At 39.4% G+C, this 19,091-nt stretch carries 7 protein-coding genes; 4 read left to right on the top strand and 3 right to left on the bottom strand.

Annotated elements, in window-relative coordinates:
• Positions 1-328 precede the first annotated feature (328 nt).
• From LV716_RS05340 to LV716_RS05330, 3 genes are all read right to left on the bottom strand, one after another.
• Complete coding sequence (locus LV716_RS05340; protein WP_163416725.1) at positions 329-2,986, bottom strand: glycoside hydrolase family 3 C-terminal domain-containing protein; 2,658 nt, start codon at positions 2,984-2,986, stop codon at positions 329-331.
• An 80-nt stretch (positions 2,987-3,066) separates the two neighbouring features.
• Positions 3,067-4,701 carry an endo-1,4-beta-xylanase gene (locus LV716_RS05335; RefSeq protein WP_163416724.1) on the bottom strand — a complete coding sequence of 545 codons (1,635 nt, stop codon included), beginning with the start codon at positions 4,699-4,701 and terminating at the stop codon, positions 3,067-3,069.
• A gap of 263 nt (positions 4,702-4,964) precedes the next feature.
• Positions 4,965-6,452, bottom strand: coding sequence for a hypothetical protein (locus LV716_RS05330; RefSeq protein WP_163416723.1), 1,488 nt, complete (start codon positions 6,450-6,452; stop codon positions 4,965-4,967).
• A 168-nt stretch (positions 6,453-6,620) separates the two neighbouring features.
• Here LV716_RS05330 and LV716_RS05325 point away from each other — a divergent pair, with 168 nt between their 5' ends.
• From LV716_RS05325 to LV716_RS05310, 4 genes are all read left to right on the top strand, one after another.
• Positions 6,621-10,745 (top strand): hybrid sensor histidine kinase/response regulator transcription factor, encoded by a 4,125-nt coding sequence (locus LV716_RS05325; protein WP_163416722.1) that lies wholly within the window; start codon positions 6,621-6,623, stop codon positions 10,743-10,745.
• A 242-nt stretch (positions 10,746-10,987) separates the two neighbouring features.
• Complete coding sequence (locus LV716_RS05320) at positions 10,988-14,062, top strand: TonB-dependent receptor (RefSeq protein WP_163416721.1); 3,075 nt, start codon at positions 10,988-10,990, stop codon at positions 14,060-14,062.
• A gap of 17 nt (positions 14,063-14,079) precedes the next feature.
• The gene (locus tag LV716_RS05315) at positions 14,080-15,624 is read left to right on the top strand and encodes a RagB/SusD family nutrient uptake outer membrane protein (protein WP_163416720.1); all 1,545 of its coding nucleotides are present in this window, start codon (positions 14,080-14,082) and stop codon (positions 15,622-15,624) included.
• Positions 15,625-15,737: 113 nt separating this feature from the next.
• Positions 15,738-19,064, top strand: coding sequence for an FG-GAP-like repeat-containing protein (locus LV716_RS05310; protein WP_163416719.1), 3,327 nt, complete (start codon positions 15,738-15,740; stop codon positions 19,062-19,064).
• Positions 19,065-19,091: the final 27 nt, after the last annotated feature.

Genomic DNA, 19,091 nt, shown 5'->3' with positions numbered 1-19,091 from the left:
TACCTGCACCAAAAAGTTTACCCGATTGTAAGCCGCCATTACATTTGACAGTTCATTATGCTTGCTTAATACTATCAGCCTTGTATCATAGTCGCATATTTCCGATTCTATTCTGTTGGAATTGGCTAATCTAATAACCATCACTATGGCGGACTCGTTATTGTCTTTTTTAGGTGAAATATGCTAGGGTTCCTATAACAATTACAATACGTAAAGCCGATAGAATAACATCTATAATATCATAACTTTTTCTTGCTGGCATCAAGAATTGTTAAACCTCACTATTTTTAAACACTTTAAAAAGTCGGATTGAACATAAGAAAATCGGTTATACTTTTACTGTATTACCAGAGATATTGATTCTTTTAACAACAACGGATTTTTTTTCTATTCTATGTTCTGAAGGTTGTGCCCCACCCACTGAAATAAGATATTGCCCTGGAGTTACGACTTTATCGCCTTCTTTGTTTACATTACTTAACTGCTCACTGTTTATTTTGAAGGTCAAAGTTTTCTTTTCTCCGGCTTTAAATGCAATTCTTTCAAATGCCGCTAAAGTTTTGTGCGGGTTAAATACATCAGCATTGGGATTTTGAACATAGACTTGAACTACTTCTTCGCCATCTAACTTTCCTGTATTTTTAACATCTACCTTTACAGTGATGTTATTGCCAGCTTTAAGGTTTTCAGGCACATCAAAATTGCTATACTCAAATGTAGAATAGCTTAATCCATATCCAAATTCATATAACGGGCTTCCTTTAAAATAACGGTAGGTCTTTCCTCTCATGTCATAATCACTGAATGGGGGTATATCGTTAATGTCTTTATAGAAGGTTACAGGCAACCTTCCTGCAGGATTATAATCTCCAAAAATCACATCGGCTATTGCCGTACCACCTGCTTGTCCAGGGTACCATGCTTCTAGAATTGCAGGAATGTTTTCTTTTTCCCAATTAACGGATAGTGCGCTGCCATTTAATAACACCAAAATAGTGGGTTTGCCCAAGTCCTTTATTTTTTTTATCAATTTGGCCTGGGTCTTGGGTAATTTGGTATGTACACGGTCGCCTCCAGAGAAACCATCTACTTTTACTTTCATTTCCTCACCTTCTAACAAAGGACTGATCCCCATACATAAGATCACAGCATCTGCATCTTTAGCTATGGTAATGGCTTCCTCTTCCAAATTGTCTTTTGGAGCTTCCCATAACAAGCGCATGATAGAGTGATCTGTATTATCCTGAACACATTCAAAGCGAAGTTTATATTTTTTGCCTGCTTCCAATTTCACATATTCATAGATTTTTTTTGGATGGTGTACATCTTGCCTTTGCATCAGCAATTTGTCATCAAGAAAAAGTTTCATGGAGGAAAAAGCTTCTCCGCCCAAGGCGTAACTGCCTGTTTTTTCAACAGTCAGAATGCCCGTCCATCTTATGGAATAAGCATCATAGGACATATCTTCAAAAGGGGTGGTGGTCCTCCAGGTAAAATCGACCGTTTTATCAATTCTCGTGTGTTTTGGTTTGCCATCAAAGGAAATGTTATCAAAGTATTCGCCCTTCAATCCTGTAACTTTTCCTGAATTGTCCGTGAACAAAACAGATTGTGGTATTGCCTCAAATACCGGAAGGCCCTCAGCCAATTTACAGCCTACTGCATAGGATACTTCGGCATTGGGAAGTTTTTGTTTGATGCCTTCCAAAGGTGTGACAGGTTCCGTGGGATAGCCATTGTAATTGCCTAGCAACACTTCCAAATCATCTGCATTTGAACCAATAACAGCGATTTTATTTACTTTTTCCTTATCCAATGGAAGCATGTTGTCTTCGTTTTTTAACAATACCATCGATTTACGGGCGGTCTGTAAAGCCAGAAGCCTATGTGTTTCAGAATCCACTACATCATAGGGAATGCTTTCATATTTTACAGCATCATCTGGTGCGAACAATCCCAATTTAAGACGTGCCACCAGCAATCGCTCTAAAGAAACATCGAGTTCTTCTTCTTTGATGAGCCCGCTTTTTACGGCTTCGACCAAAGCAGGATACGAATCACCGCAATTTAAATCTGTTCCGGCCTTTACTGCAACGGCAGAAGCTTCTTTGACATCGGCACTGATTTCATGGGCCCCTTTATCATAAAAGTCTTTGATGGCCCAACAATCTGACACAATATATCCATCGAACCCCCAGTCATCCCGCAGTAAGCTGTTCAGTTCTTGGTTTCCGCAACAGGGCATTCCATGATAGCTATTGTAGGCACACATTATGGAATAGACTCCGGCTTCTTTTACTACCTTTTCGAAATGGGGACTATACGTGTTTAAAAAGTCTTGCGGACTGGGTGTAGCATTAAACCGATGACGATCCACTTCGGGGCCACTGTGTACCGCAAAATGCTTTGCCGTTGCGACAAGCTTTAGATAGTGGGGGTCATCTCCTTGCAATCCTTTAATGAAACGAACGGCCAATTCACCCGCTAAATAAGGGTCTTCGCCATAAGTTTCCATACCACGCCCCCAACGCGGATCCCTAAAAATATTGATGTTGGGCGTCCAAAAAGTCAGCCCTTGGTAAATTCCCCGTTTACCACGTGATACAAATTCATGGTGTTTGGCACGGGCCTCGTCGGAAATAGCTTCGGAAATTTTAGTCATTTGATCTTTGTCAAAAGTAGCTGCCAACCCAATGGCCTGCGGGAAAACGGTAGCCTTTCCCGCTCTGGCTACACCATGAAGGCATTCGTTCCACCAATTGTATTTGGGAATTCCCAACCGCTCAATGGCAGGAGATTCATAATTCATTTGAGATACCTTTTCTTCTAAGGTCATTTCAGCTATCAGTTCCTTTGCTTTTTGTTCAAAATTGGGAGGATTGCTTTCTTCCTTAGCGTTTGTTCCATTTTTTGATTTGGCGTCCGAACAGCTGGAAATAATACATAGAACAATTGCAAGCTTGTATAGGGATTTAGTAAGGTTCATTGTTAATTTTTTATAGGGATTTTGAGAATTCAATTGTATGGAATAGCTGTTATAATTCTAATTTTAAATAATGGGATAGACTAGTCCAATGCTTGTAAAAAACCTGAGTAGGCTCTTTTTCTTCCAAAGGAGCTATCAAACAAAAGTGGCCAATCCGGGAAACCGTAACGGGGTGTTATCCATGAATCGTCATCTTTAAGCCCCCAAACAGTGAGTGCATATTTATATGCCTCTGGAATACTATTGTAAACACTTACTATCTCGTATACTTTTTTGCCTTGTGCCTGATTTCTTTCTTCTGTAAACTCATTGATGTCTCCCTTGGGATTGGTTTTGATGTCCAGTTCGGAAAAATGAACCAAAAGTTCACGTTCCACAATAAGGTCCGTTGCGGATTTTATCATTGTCTTGTTGGGGTAATTAAAGTCGATATGCATTTGGTATCCTACACCATCTATTAGGCTTTCGACTATCAAGGTATCTACTAGTTCGAACGCTCCTTTCTGTTTCTTTTCATCGTAAACCAGGCCGTAATCGTTGTAGAACAATTTAACGTCTTTGTCTGCGTTCCTGGCGTAACGGAAGCACTTTTTTATATAGTCTGGCCCCATGCGTTCAAAAAATATCGATTTTCTAAGTTCTGATGAACCATCCGCAATTGCCTCGTTCACCACATCCCATGAATCCACTTTTCCTTTATATCTGGACACTACAGCCGTAATATATTTCTCAATGATCAGTTCAAACTCCTCATCAGTTCCTTGAAAATCCTTTAGGAAATCGGGGATGCTTTCATACCAGATAAGGGTATGCCCATGAAGGTTCATGTTGTTTGCCTCAGCAAAATCTACAATATGATCGGATTTTGTCCAATCGCATATAAGATTTCCTTCCTCATCAACACCTTGAAGTATACTTTTCATTTTCATGGCATTCTCTGCGGTAATGCTATTGAATTCCTTTTGATATACAGTTGTATAATCCGTGTTTTTGATACGTTGTGGATTAACGGCCACACCCACAAAAAAGTCGTTCGCCAAGGTTTTTAGTGATGCGTCATCAGCTATATTGGTATTCGTATCATAATTTTTTACATTGTCTTTTACGACCAATGCAACATTATCAAATTGAACAGTTTGTCTTTTAGGTCCAGAAAAAATATCTATGCCCACTTTAACCCTGCCAACTTTATTGATATCAATATGCTTTTCATGATTGCTTGGGTCGTAGGCATAGCCAAACTCTCCCAAATTAATTTCTATGGTTTCCCATTCACAGGTGTTTTTCGTGAACTGATATAACCAATTGACGTCGTTGTTGCAACAGTCATTTGGACCGTCTACTAAGACAATGTTGACTACTGTGCCGGAAGCTCCCCCACAGTTGACATCCATTTTTAAATAGACATTATTTATAGTTTTTCCTTTAAGCTTCTTTTTTGGAATCAACCGAAAAGTAATACCAGATTGGCTAACGCTGTAACCTTCGGTCGTTGAACCGTTCCAAATTAATTCGTAATACTTACCATCGCTGTTGCCCCTTTTGTTTTGTACTCCATAGGGACCTAAGTCTCCATAAGCTTCCCAAGTATCGGGTAAGATGCCTCCTCCGTCAAAATCAGTAATTAGAAATTCTTTTTCACCTTGGGTAAAACCTAACTGCAAAAAAAGAAATGTAAATAAAGAAAAAATCAAGGTTGATTTTGTTATTCCCATTGTGGCCGTATTTAAACTTACATGTTAGCTTGATTCAACTGTTCAAAAATATTTGTAGCATCAGTGCCTGCAAAAGTTATATGTAGCAATAACTATAAAATTTGATGCATTGCTGGATTCAGCTTAAAAAGCTTGGATTTCTTAATCTTTGTATTTCCATATTGATAAGAAGTTTCGCTGTTTTGCATTCTAAATCAAAGGGCGGCCATAAACATTATATACCCGCCCTTTTTGATGTATTCTTTGAATCGAATACCAATTTGTTATTCCGGACACGCCCCCAAATTATCGATATAGAAGGTTCCCGAAACATCTTCTCCCGGACCAATAAAGAATGTTGGCTGATTGTATTGACCGGTAGGTGCAAGCGCCTCACCGTTAGGAATTCCAAGCGCTTCACCTCCGTCTGCAAAACCTGCGACGGCATCGGCAAAATCAAATCTGAGCTCTTCCCAACCAGTACCCCCATGTTCCACGGCGACTTCAACCTCTCGCTCGGTTTCATTGTTGTTTGGATTTTGCTGCATGTTTAACCTAACAGCTACGACAGCATCGGACCACATAAGGACTCTTACTTCTTTGTCCTCGTCACTAAAGTCTGCGGGTATATCCAACACGGTGCCGAATCCGTCAAAGTTGCTTCCGCCGTCTTGAACAATTTCAAGAACATTTGAAGCGTCTGGATTTGCCCCGGACAGATCAGGATTAGCTATAACTTGTACATCTACCCCATTGAATCCAAAGAAAGATTCTCCATTCTCCAAAGTTACGGGACTCTCAAAAATAGTGGAACAGGGGTCAGGTTCAACAGGAGTTGCTGGTGGGGTAGCTCCGCCGCCTGGACATATTCCAAGGTCGTCCAAGTAATATGTTCCTGCTAAATCCGCCTCTCCAGCGCCTATGGTCATTTGGGCTCTTATGTAAATCCCTGTTGGAATAAATGGAGCACCGTCGGCAATTCCAAGCGCTTCTCCACCTCCGCCACTGAAATTGGCGAGACCGTCGTTAAAATCAAACCTGAGTTCTTCCCAACCATCACCACTGTGAATTAGAGTAACTTCCACACCACGTTCTGAGGTGTTGTCAGGTTCTTGTTTTATCTCTAATCTCACGGGCACCTCAAACTCCGACCAAAATAATAGTCGAACTATTTTGTCTTCTGCTGCGAAGTTGATATCACCGTTCATTTGTATCCCATAACCATCGAAGGGATCACCTCCTGGGTCTACAATTTGAAGAACGTTGGAAACTTCTGGATTTGCTCCGGATGGGTCTGGATTTTCAACAACGGTTGGACTTTCAATGTTACCAAATCCGAATGTAAATGCTGGATCGTTTCCGTTGTCCCAGGAAGCAGGTGCACTGAAAATTTGTGTGCACGGGTCCGCAGGAGGTACTATTTCAAATTGTTGCTCGGTTACCATATCGTTGGCTGCGATAGCTCTGATGGTCACAAAAAAATTCTCATCCGATTCAGGATAACTGAAAGTCGAGGATTGTTGTATTCCAATAAGTTCTGCACTTGCTCCTGGAAGCCCTGATATAACTTCGAATGCAGTAGCTCCTTGAGCTGTTGGACTCACAGTTACGGAAAATGGTGGTTCTTCGTTATTAAAGACTATATTGGCCTGGAGTTCTGTTGGTGCTGGACCTTGTACCAAAATAGCATCAAACGTTACCTCTCTATCGCAAGAAATTATAAAGAGTAATGTTGTTGCGAGAATACATAATCGCAGAGTGAACTGTCGCATAGTTAGTTTGTTTGATTAATAGAGAGACAATATAACTTTTTACTTCCTTTGGTTGGGCCATGAACATTTGTTTGGAAGATGTTTGCAACATTTGAAGCTTAAAATGCTACAAATTTTATTTTTACTAGGTTTAAAATGCTTTTTCTTGAATTATTAATTCAACAACGGATGGTGAACGTTATAAAAGAATGTCCTAAGCTTTTAAGGTTTCTGGTTTTATTTGTTTTTCTTTTAAGTTCCAAAGGAGCTTGGTCACAAATTGACTTTGGGTCCTTGGAGTTTAATTCCGTTAAGGAAAATATCTTTCAACGTCCTATAACTACCATGGTAACGGACAAGTTTGGTTTTATATGGATAGGTACCGATGGGGCCGGTCTGTATAAGTTCAACGGTTATTCCTACACATACTACGTACATGATTTAAATGACACCAATAGTATTAATAGTAACTCGATAAGCTCACTATTTGTTGATGCATCAGGGCAATTATGGATAGGTACTGATGCGGGTCTATGTTTTTATGACGATAGGTTGAACTCTTTCAAAAGATTGAATAATAACGTAGATGATACTATACGACCGAACTACACTAATATATTGTGCTTTGCACAATACGAAGATAAGTTTCTTGTAGGGACCTATGATGGCATACGGGAGGTGAATACGGAAAAGAACGCCTTAAAAAATTACGCCTTGTTGGGAACTGCAGTTTTGGACTTGCAATATTCAACCAAAGGAGATCTTTATATCGCAACGAATGATGGATTAAAACTAGAACGCTATCGTCAAAAGGGACAAATTGAAAAGATGCCTTTAGATCTAAATGGTTTGGACAAGCACATCACAAAATTACATTTGGACAAGCGGGAAAGCCTATGGGTAGGAACTTTAAGGAGCGGAGTGTTTAAAGGGGATTTGAAAAAAGCACGACCGACTTTTGACAAACTGGATATTGTTCAAAGTGCCATAATGTCCATAACAAGTGGCATAGAACATATTTTTATTGCTGTTGAGAATGAAGGCCTGGCTATTCTGGATATGAACGGTAACATCGTAAAGCACTATCTGTATAATGCAAAGGACAAGTACAGTATAGCTTCTGACTCTGTTTGGTCCATATTATTGGATAATGAAAATAGACTTTGGCTTGGCTATTATGAAAATGGGTTGGGCTTTTTTGATGAACACTATAACAAATTTAATGCACTACAGAGAGGGGATATAGAAAATAGCATTCAAACCAATGACGTAAAGGCTTTGGCCAAAACAGAAGATGATAAGATTTGGATCGCCCAAATAAACGGAATCGATATTTTGGATGCGAACACAGGTGCTATTGCCAACGTATATGGGAAATCTGATTCAATTTATAGTGGTATAAAACAAGGGGTATATATTGAAGATGTCTTTATAGATAGTGGCGGAAATGTCTGGATAGCAACTTGGGGAGATGGAATCTTTCTATTGAAAAAAGGTACAAAGACTTTTTTAAACTTCACTGAGACGAGCACTTCTGGAGTGCTCAAAACTGATAAAGTCCGTTGTTTTACAGAAGATGGTACGGGAAAGATATGGATAGGTTCCTTTTTGGAAGGGGTCTATTATTATGATCCTACAACGGAAGAAATCATGGTTCCTGCTGGTGATTCATACAGTAGTTCCCAAATCACACAAAAAGATGTAAAAGTATTGTATCATGATAGTTATGGTTATATATGGGTGGGAACTTCTTCTGGGCTTTATCATATTAAAAAGAAGGGTGAAGATAAGTACAATGCAGTGGGCCATAATATCGCAATTTCATCCAAGTTTGGAGGGCACCCAAGTTCTAGCCGTATCTTGGATATTTATGAAACTCAGGACGGAACAGTATGGTTTGGAACCAACGGAGGCGGTCTGTTCCTGTATAAAAGAGATGAACATGGTTTTGAGCGATTGGAACTAGAGAATCATAATCTGACCTATGTCAACGCCATCTTTGAGCCGATTAAAAACGAACTTTGGTTAAGTAGCAAACAAGGAGTCTTAAAAATAAATAGGGAAACAAATGACTTTATCCGATTTACAACTTACGACGGGTTACTGGAAAATTTCTTGATCGATCGCGCAGTGGTAATGGATAAGAACGGTAGGGTATACTTAGGTACCAAAAAGGGAGTGAATATCATAGAACCTAAAAACATAATATACAATCCGTACTTGACAAAGCCTTATTTAAAGGATATTAAGCTTTTCAATAAAAAAATTGATAAGACCGACCAATTCAGTTTATTGGATTCAACCCCAGAGTCCAATATGATAACATTGCGGCATGATCAAAATGTATTGACCATCGATTATGAAGCGATAAGCTATACAAGACCAGAAAAAAATCAATACGCCTATTTTCTGGAAGGTTTTGAAAAAACATGGAACTATGTGGATTCCAAAACCAGTGCTACGTATACCAATCTTGCTTCTGGGGACTACACTTTTAAGCTAAAGGCATCAAACAACGATAACAAATGGAATGAGGCCTCGGTCATATTACAGATTAGGGTGATGCCCCCATGGTGGAAGACCGTTTGGGCTTATTTGCTCTATGCTCTCTTTTTTTCGCTTTTGGTGTTCTCTGGAATGTTCTTATATAAAAAGCGGGTAAATGAAAGAAATACATTTAGGCTCGAACGTGAACGCAGAAAACAAAAAGTAGAACTCCAACAACAGAAGCTTCAGTTCTTCACGAACATTTCCCACGAGTTTAGAACGCCATTAACATTGATAATCAATCCTATAAAGGAACTGATAGAATTGAATGAATCCAGTTTTTCCACATCTATCCGTCAAAAACACAACATTATACATAAAAACGCAGAGCGTTTATCAAGATTGATCAATGAGTTAATGGATTTTAGAAAGCTTCAATCCAATAAACTTAGGTTAAGGATTAGTCAATTTAACCTCATAGCGCATACCAAAGGGATACTCAGCTTTTTCAATGAAGAATCTAAACGAAGATCTATCCGTTTGGAGTTAAAGTACGAGAGCAAAAATCTGGATGTATGGGCCGATAAGGGCATGCTGGAAAAGATCTTGTTCAATTTATTGTCCAACGCCTTTAAAGTTACCCCAAATGAGGGCAAGGTTCAGGTGCGCGTAATTTCTGGGGACAAAAGAATTCTTCCCTTAATTAGTGAAGAAGCTCCAATTCCCGTTGTGGAAGTCAGCATAAAAGACAATGGCCCCGGTATCGATCAAAAAGATTATAAAAAAATATTCAAACGTTTCTATCAAATCAGTGAGCTGAACAAATCGTATTACGGAAGCACAGGTGTAGGTTTGGAAATGGTAAAGAGCTTTGTGGAACTTCACAAGGGAGTTGTAGAAGTGCAGAGTGAGCTGGGAAAAGGCTCCATTTTTAAAATAATCCTACCCTATGGAAAGGAGTTCTACCAAGGGGCGCAATATTCCCAAACGAAGAAAGAACAGCAGCTTGTATCGTCTATTGATACTTCAAAATCAAAACCTGAGATTTATAAGATTGAGGATATTCTATCCAAAAAGGAATCGAAAAAAAAGTTGCTTATTGCTGAGGACAATGTAGATCTCCAGGATTACCTTATTTCGATATTGGAGCAGGATTATGAGTTGATTTTGGCATCCGATGGTCAAGAAGGGTGGCTAAAAGCCATGGAACACCATCCAGATATTATCATTACCGATGTGATCATGCCACTTATGGATGGAATAGAGTTTAGTAAAAAGGTAAAGAACGACCCTTCATTAAACCATATACCAATTATAATGCTCACCGCTAAAGAACTTACAAAGGATAGAATAAAGGGAATGGAAGCAGGAGTAGAAGCCTATCTGGTCAAACCTTTTGATACAAAAGAACTTAAAGTGGTCTTGGAGCAGTTGTTATTGAAAAAAGACCGGCTACTGCAACGATATGCAAACGTATCCGTACCTAATACAGAAAAAAGAGAAACCGATTTGGACAATGACTTTATCCAAAGGGTTGTGGAATATGTTCAAGATAATATTGAAAACCCGTCTTTAAATGTTGAGAAACTATCCTCACATCTCTGCTTAAGTCGAAGCCAAGTCTACAGAAAAATTAAAACCTTGACAGGGCTATCCCCTATTGAATTTATCCGAAGGGTTCGTCTGGAAAGGTCGAGAACGCTTTTCCAAAATGATAAAAACCTTAATGTAAGTGAAGTTGCGCATAGGGTTGGTTTCTTATCAGCTTCGTACTTCACGGTTTGTTATAAAAAGCAATTCGGCGAGCTTCCAAAGAGGAGCAAATAGAAGATTATAGGTTTTTTTTCATTAAATGAGGAGTGATACTGCCGCTCTTCCGAATGCAGCATATTCGCATATTTATACGTGTTCTTCCAAATGCAACATATGACATATTTATTGCATCAAATCAAGTTTCCTCAACCTACTGTTAAATCTAACTTGCACTTTGTCAACCTTATCCATATCTATATTCAACTGAAATAATGGTTAGGATATGGTCTGAAATTAAATCTAAACTAATCAAACAAATGAAGCTAAAGAACTTATGTTTTGTCCTATTCTTGGTGATATCAAGTCAAACTATTGGGCAAGTTATAACAGGTACGGTAACCTCCAGTGATGGACCGCTACCAGGAGCAACCGTTATCGTTAAAGGTACCCAAAACGGTGTGGTAACCGATTTTGATGGAAAATATACCCTTGCCAAGTTGAACAATGGTGATGTTTTGGTCTTCTCTTATGTCGGATTTAAGTCAAGAGAGATTACGTATTCTGGTCAAAACCAAATGAATGTTCAACTTATTGAGGATGTGTTCACTTTGGATGAAGTGGTCATAGTCAACTATGGAACACAGAAGAACATTGCCACATCGGTAATCGATGCCGATGAACTAAGTGAGTTTCCCAACACTGATTTGGGGCAAGCATTACAAGGTAGGGCTGCAGGGGTGACCATTACCAATGGCGGTTCGCCGGGATCACAGACTTTGATACAAATTAGGGGTGTAAATACCTTTAGTGATGGTAGACCGCTTATCGTAGTGGATGGGGTGTTCACAGATAATATCAATAGTCTTGATTTGGCAAGTATTGAAAAGATAGATGTATTGAAAGACGCGGCTTCCACTGCAATTTATGGGTCAAGGGGTACCAATGGGGTGGTCATTGTAACCACAAAGAAAGGTAAAGTTGGCAAAGCGTCATTTTCATTGAACATATCTTCGGGTATCCAAGAATTCAATAGGCGATATGATCTTTTGAACACTGAGCAATACATTCAATTTCTTAGGGAGGTCAACGCACTGGCTGGTCAAAGTGGTGGTCCCGATTTTCCAGTAGGACGAGTTAACAATGACCCTTCATTTGATGGAAATGGAGTGGATACAGATTGGCAAGAGGCATATTTTAGACAAGCATCCATCTATAATATTACCGGTAATGTAAATGGTGGTAGCGAAAAAGCACGATTCAATGTTGGCTTTTCACGTTTGGACCAACAAGGGGTATTTGTAGATACCGGTTTCGAAAGAACCACACTAAATGTAAATACAGATGCCAATGTAACAGATTGGTTGGATATTGGACAAACCTTGTCTTTGGCATACACTGAAACTGTATTGCCCGAAGTTGATGCAGGACGTGACCCATTCCAAAACATTATAGGCCAGGCACCCTATATTCCTGTGACTACGGAAGATGGTCTTTTTGGAGGAACTGATTCGGATGACTTTAACGACTCAAGGAATCAAATCAGAGTTCAGGCAACACAAGACAATTTGAATAGAAACACGAATATTATTGGTAGCCTTTTTGCAAATATCAAACTGGCTAAAGGGCTTTCATTTAGGTCTCAATTTGGATTGAGCGCAAACCTTTTCCTGCAAGATAGGGAAAGAAGAGCTTTTGCGGAATCTGGTGGTAGATTTGTGAACCCTATCAATTTTATCGATAAGACCAGACAGACACTATCTCAAACGGTTTTTACCAATACATTGGCTCTTGATCGTGATTTTGGCAAACACTCGGTGAACGCCTCGGCGGTATTGGAACAAACAAGAATACGATTTGAATCGACCGCAATATCGGATAACAACGAAGTATCTTCTGCTATACCTGAGGCTTTTTCACCTAATGCGAGAGCTTTATCCTTTTCGGTTCCAGACAACATCAACTCAATTCTTTTTTTAGGGGGGTATGGATATGATGACCGATATTCTATAAGTGGTTCGGCCAGACGGGATGCTTCGTCTAGATTTTCTTTGGACAACGGAAATGCTTTCCAGTGGTTTTATTCAGGAGCTTTGGGCTGGAACGTTTCTAACGAATCTTGGTTCAATGTAAGTGCGATTAACAACTTAAAGTTACGAGCCAGTTACGGAGAGGCAGGAAATAATAGAGTTGGAAATGGTCCTCTTTCGGTAAATCAGTTTAACTCGGCATTGGGTGTAAATTTACCAGCTTCGATAGGAAATGAGACCGTAACGGGAATTTCCCCTGTAACCCCTGGAAATGCTGATTTACGTTGGGAAACCCAAGTAAAGCAAAATTATGGCTTGGACATAGGCTTCTTATATGACCAGATTCAGTTTGGTTTCGACTATTTCAAAAACCGAAGTAGTGATCTTTTAGTTCCTGTCAATTCTGCTCCTTCCAATGGTATTCCCGGGGATAGCAATGAAGGCGTCCCCGTAATCAGAAATGTGGGTGATGTAGATGTAGAAGGTATGGAATTTACGTTAGGCTATAATGATTATAAAGGTAAGTTCAAATGGAATTTTTGGGCAAACGTAACTCATGCAAAAAATGTTGTTGAGAACCTTGGGGTATCAGATGACCCTATCGAAAGGGCGAGGCTTGATCCACCTTTCGATTCTGCACTGTCCAGATTGGCTGTTGGCGAAGCTCCTTTCCACTTCTTTGGTCTAGTGGCAGATGGTGTTTATTCCACGCAAGAACAAATAGATGCAGAACTTCCTAACAACAATGATGCGGCTGTGCCTGTTCAGCCAGGTGATGTTCGCTTTCGTGATGTTAATGAAGATGGTCAAATCAGTTTGGAAGATAGGGCAGTTATCGGAAATCCAAATCCGGATTTTACTTATGCTATTAATCTAAGGGCAGAATACAATGGTTGGGATTTTGATGTGCTGTTCAACGGAGTTCAGGGAGTTGATATCCTAAACAGCAACATTTTTTACTTGGAAGGCTTGGACAACGGTTTAAATTACGGTACCCAAGTCTTACGAAGATGGCAAAACCCTGGAGATGTTACCGATATCCCACGTTTTAGATTTGGTTCGAATATAAACAATGAAATTTCATCAAGATATATTGAAGACGGTTCTTATCTCAGATTAAGAAACGTGACCGTTGGCTACACTTTTCCCAATACCTTAGTGAACAAGTCTGGAAACGGTATCATCAAAAAGTTGCGGATTTATGTACAGGGCCAAAACTTACTGACATTTACAAACTATACAGGATTTGATCCAGAAATAGCTCCTTTTTACAACGCACAAGGTTTGGTCGATGGTTTAGGAATCGATAGAAGCGCACAGCCTAGACCGATTACCGTCTTGAGTGGAGTCCAATTTGAATTTTAAAAAAAAATGTGAGAAAGATGAAAACGATAAACAGTATTTTTTTAAGAAACGTAGCATTGATGATTGCCATGGTGTTCGTTGCTTGTGATGAAGATGTGCCAGTAGAGAACACAAATGTATTGAACGCCAATATTTTCTTTGAATCGTCGAACCAAGTTGAAGCTGCCGTCAATGCAAGTTACAACCAGTTCCAAATTGTTTACCAGCGAACCGGTTACATTTTTCCAGATGCGATGTCCGATGAGGTGGTGTCCAGCGGAGATCCAAATTTTGCTCCTTTTAATCGATTTGAATTTAATGCTACCCTTGATAATATAGCACAATATTGGACAGCATGTTTCAACGGAATAGGGGCTTGTAATTTTGTTATAGGGAATGAAGAACGAATGCGAACAAATGCTCTCACAAGTGATTTTGATGATACCGATATTAATGACGCACTGGGACAAGCCTATTTTTTGAGGGCATTATATTATTATCACTTGGTAAAACGTTTTGGAGGCGTGCCCCTCAAAGTGGACCTGGAAGAACAGTTAGTAGATCAGCCACGTGCTACTGTCGATGAAGTCTATAATCAAATGATTGACGATTTGATTTTATCTACCCAACTTACTTTTCCTAAGGGGACTACGGAAACGGGAAGAGTGACCAAGGAAGCGGCTTATGCCTTATTGGGTAAAATTTATCTGCACAGGGAAAGGTACTCGGAAGCACAACAAGCATTTAATAACGTGACCAATCACAGTTTACTCCCACTTGAAGAATATCGCGATAACTTTAGTGAATCTGGGGAACATAATGATGAATCCATGTTTGAAATAGGATACAACGGCGAAGTGGGTACTGAGCAAGAACGATGGGCACAGACGGGTATAGGTACTTCTGAAGTTACTTTTCGTTCGCAAGATTATACGGGATGGGCCAACGCAAGACCTTCAACCAAAGTCATATCTGAATTTGAAGAAGATGATCCAAGATTGGAACAGGCTATACTGATCGATAGTGACAATACCTATGGTCCCGGGGATGCTTTTACATTCCCATGCCCTGGTTGTGTGGGAGGACCGGTGTGGTACAAGTTTTCACAATTGTACGATGAGCAAAATGTATCGGAGAACAGTGGTATCAATGCCAGAATCATGCGCTATGCTGATGTAATTTTAATGCAGGCCGAAGTTGAACTGAACTTGGGTAACAATGAAGCTGCCATAGATTTTTTAAACCAGATACGGGATAGAGCTGAAATGCCCCAATATGGAACTGCTACCATGGATGCGAGAGGTTTTCCTGTGAATACCTCAGAGCAGATATTTAACGCCATTGTCCACGAACGTTTTGTGGAACTTTGTGGGGAGCAGCAACGTTTTGATGATTTGGTACGATGGAATTTGGATGACCAAGAACTTTCCATTTTCCCCGATGCTAACTTTAACAATCCAGACCCCTCTCTGCAAGTGATAAGGAACTATGATCCCAGTGTACATAGGGTTATGCCGATACCACAGAATGAAATTGATAGCAACACTGCCATAGGACAGGGTGATCAGAACCCTGGTTACTAAGGTGTTGAGTTAGTTAAGTTTAGTTGTAATGAGCGAGAATCCTAATTTTCGCTCATTTCCTTTTTTAGTATTTTAAGGGAAGTATTTAAATGAAGCATAAAACAGAATAAAATATGTGGAGGAGTCTCATAGTATTGGGCATAGTAGTTTTTTTTGGTTGTGATGATATCAAAAAAGAAGAAAAAGTTGAAGGTAAGAAAGGTGAAAATGAGCAAAGAATTTTCACCAAGCTATCATCGGAAGATACAGGAATAACATTTGAAAATATACTTGTAGAAACTGATACCCTCAATTACTTTACCTACCCTTACATTTATATGGGTGGTGGAGTATCTGCTGGGGATATCAATAATGATGGCCTTACGGATCTTTTCTTCACAGGAAATATGGTGGACAATAAACTCTACATCAATAATGGTAATCTGAAGTTTACGGATATTACTTCAGAATCTGGTCTGAAGGGGGATAATAGATGGTACACAGGAACAACCATGGCCGATGTAAATGGCGACGGTCTTTTGGATATTTATTGTCTGGTAGCGGGACAATCTGGCAATAAAAAAAACCAACTCTTTATAAATCAGGGTGACAATACTTTTGTGGAGAGTGCCGCTGAATATGGTCTAGATGATGCTGGTAACAGTGTCGACGCCACTTTTTTTGATTTTGATAATGATGGCGACCTAGATGTGTATGTTGCCAACTATCCCATAACACCATTTGAATACAATAGTTATAACTACAAGATGCGGATGGATAGGGTAACCGATTTAGAAACGGATAACTTGTACAGGAACGATGATGGACATTTTACAAAAATCACGGAATCTTCCGGAGTAAAATTGTACAGTCTTTCTTTGAGCGTTACGGCATCCGATTTAAATGAAGATGGATGGACCGATCTTTATGTTTCCAATGATTTTGGTACTCCAGATTGCTTGTACATCAACCAAAAAGACGGCACGTTCAAAAATGAGATTAAGAACGCAACGGCGCATACGGCATTTTACGGAATGGGCGTGGACATAGCGGATTTTAATAACGATGGTTTCATGGATATTGTCCAAATGGATATGGATGCAGCTTCAAACCGTAGGTCCAAGGCCAATATGGCCAGTATGAACCCAGAACTCTTCGAGAATATTGAACGTGTTGGGTTTCAGTATCAATTCATGCAGAATGCTTTGCAAATGAATACGGGATTCAGTCATAACGGCATTCCAAAACTGAAGGATATTTCACGTCTGGCCGGCGTTTCATCTACAGACTGGAGCTGGGCTCCTTTATTGGCTGATTTTGACAATGATGGTTTTAAGGACCTGTTTGTTTCTAACGGAACCCGAAGGGAAATTAATAACAAAGACTATTTTGAAAGCCTTAGAGGAGAAAAGAAACATAAAGACAGTTTATTGATCAAAAGTCTTCGCATTCCTTCAGAGCCTATTGATAATTACATTTTTAAAAATAATGGAGATCTTACCTTTTCAAGAAATAATGAAGTGTGGGGTATGAAGGATGAGGGCTTTTCAAACGGAGCTGTTTATGTGGATTTGGATAATGATGGTGACTTGGAACTGGTTACCAATAATATAGATAAAGTGATATCTGTGTTCGAAAACCATAGTTCCGATACCAACAACCATATCACATTGGGGTTTAAAGGAAGCCCAAAAAATAGATATGGTATAGGTGCTAAAGTGCATGTATTTCATGATAAAGCCCATCAAGTTCAAGAAGTCACACTAAGCAGGGGTTTTCAATCATCTGTAGCACCAAAGCTTCATTTTGGTTTGGGCAAGGCGGATATTATTGATAGCCTTGTTGTGATATGGCCCAACCAAAAAAGGCAGAAATTGACCAAGGTTGAGGTTAATGGTAATTTGGTCTTAGATTTAGAACTGGCTAAGAGAGAAATTGAAGACAATACTGTTGCTGCCAAGTTATTTGAAAGCTATTCGGATACATTGGCGCTCTATAAACACAAAGAGAATACCTATGATGATTTTAAAAATGAAATCCTGTTACCGCATAAAACTTCAAGATTTGGACCTGGTTTGGCCGTTGGTGATCTAAACGGTGATGGTCTGGATGATTTTTATATTGGAGCTGCTTCAAAGTATCCTGGAGGCTTATTTTTTCAAAAGCCCAATGGCTCTTTTGAACAACAGAAGTTAAAGATTCTCTTGCAAGATAGAATGCACGAAGATATTGGGGCACTTATTTTCGATGCTGACGGTGACGGCGACAATGATCTTTACATCGTTAGTGGGGGCAATGAATTCAAACCAGGTTCTCCAATGCTACAGGATAGACTTTATGTCAATCAAGGAAAAGGAACGTTCGTAAAAGACACAAATGCACTACCACGGCTATTTGAGAGTGGCAGTAGAGTATATACCTGTGATTTTGATAAAGATGGCGATCAGGATCTTTTTGTGGGCGGTAGATTGATTCCCGGAAATTATCCCTACCCAGCTACAAGTTATATTCTGGAAAATGTTGGTAGACCCAATATGCCCAAATTTATCAACGCTACCCGTAAAATTGCGCCGAAGTTCGATCAGATAGGTTTGGTGACGGCTGCGCAATGGCTTGATTATGATGATGATGGATGGAAAGATTTAGCGATTACAGGGGAATGGATGAAACTGCGAATTTTTAGGAACGAAGGTGGGAAGAATTTTAAAGAAATGACCGAAGAACTGGGCCTGGACGATACTATGGGCTGGTGGTTCAGTCTTAGGGCGAACGATATTGACAATGATGGTGATATAGACCTTGTTGCAGGAAATCTTGGGGACAACTATAAATACAAAGCTTCTAAAAATGCAACCTTCGATGTTTTTCTAAACGATTTTGATGGAAATAGAACAAATGACATTGTCTTAAGTTATTATAATGATGGAGAGCAGTATCCGGTTAGGGGTAGGGAGTGTACTTCGCAACAGATACCATCCATTAAAAAGAAATTTGAAAATTACGATGCGTTTTCCAAAGCTACTTTGGTAGATGTGTACGGGGAGAAAAAACTGGAAAACAGTATTCATTATCAAGTATCGTCGTTTAAAAGCGCCATATTCATTAACGAAAATGGAAAGTTTAAAAGGAATGATTTGCCGCTTAGAGCACAAATAGCCCCTACAAACCAAATTTTAATTGCCGATTTTGATTTAGACGGCATAAAGGATATTGTTATGGGAGGAAATCTATACGCATCTGAAGTAGAAACCCCAAGAGCTGATGCTGGCCATGGAATGTTCTTAAAAGGAACAAAAAGCACAACATTTGAAACAAAAACTCCACAAGAAACCGGACTTTTTATGGATGGTGATGTCAAGGATTTAGCTACAATCACTATACAAGGAAAGCCTTATATATTGGTTGCCCAAAATAATGATTTCTTAAAATTTATTGCCATAAAAAGCCAAATGGAACTTTAAGATATATTGAAAAAAGCTTTAGTAGTA

The sequence above is a fragment of the Flagellimonas sp. HMM57 genome (genome assembly GCF_021390175.1).
Classification (GTDB): Bacteria; Bacteroidota; Bacteroidia; order Flavobacteriales; family Flavobacteriaceae; genus Flagellimonas.
Note: the sequence above shows the minus strand (reverse complement) of the source record. Positions and strands in the feature narration are given on the sequence as shown.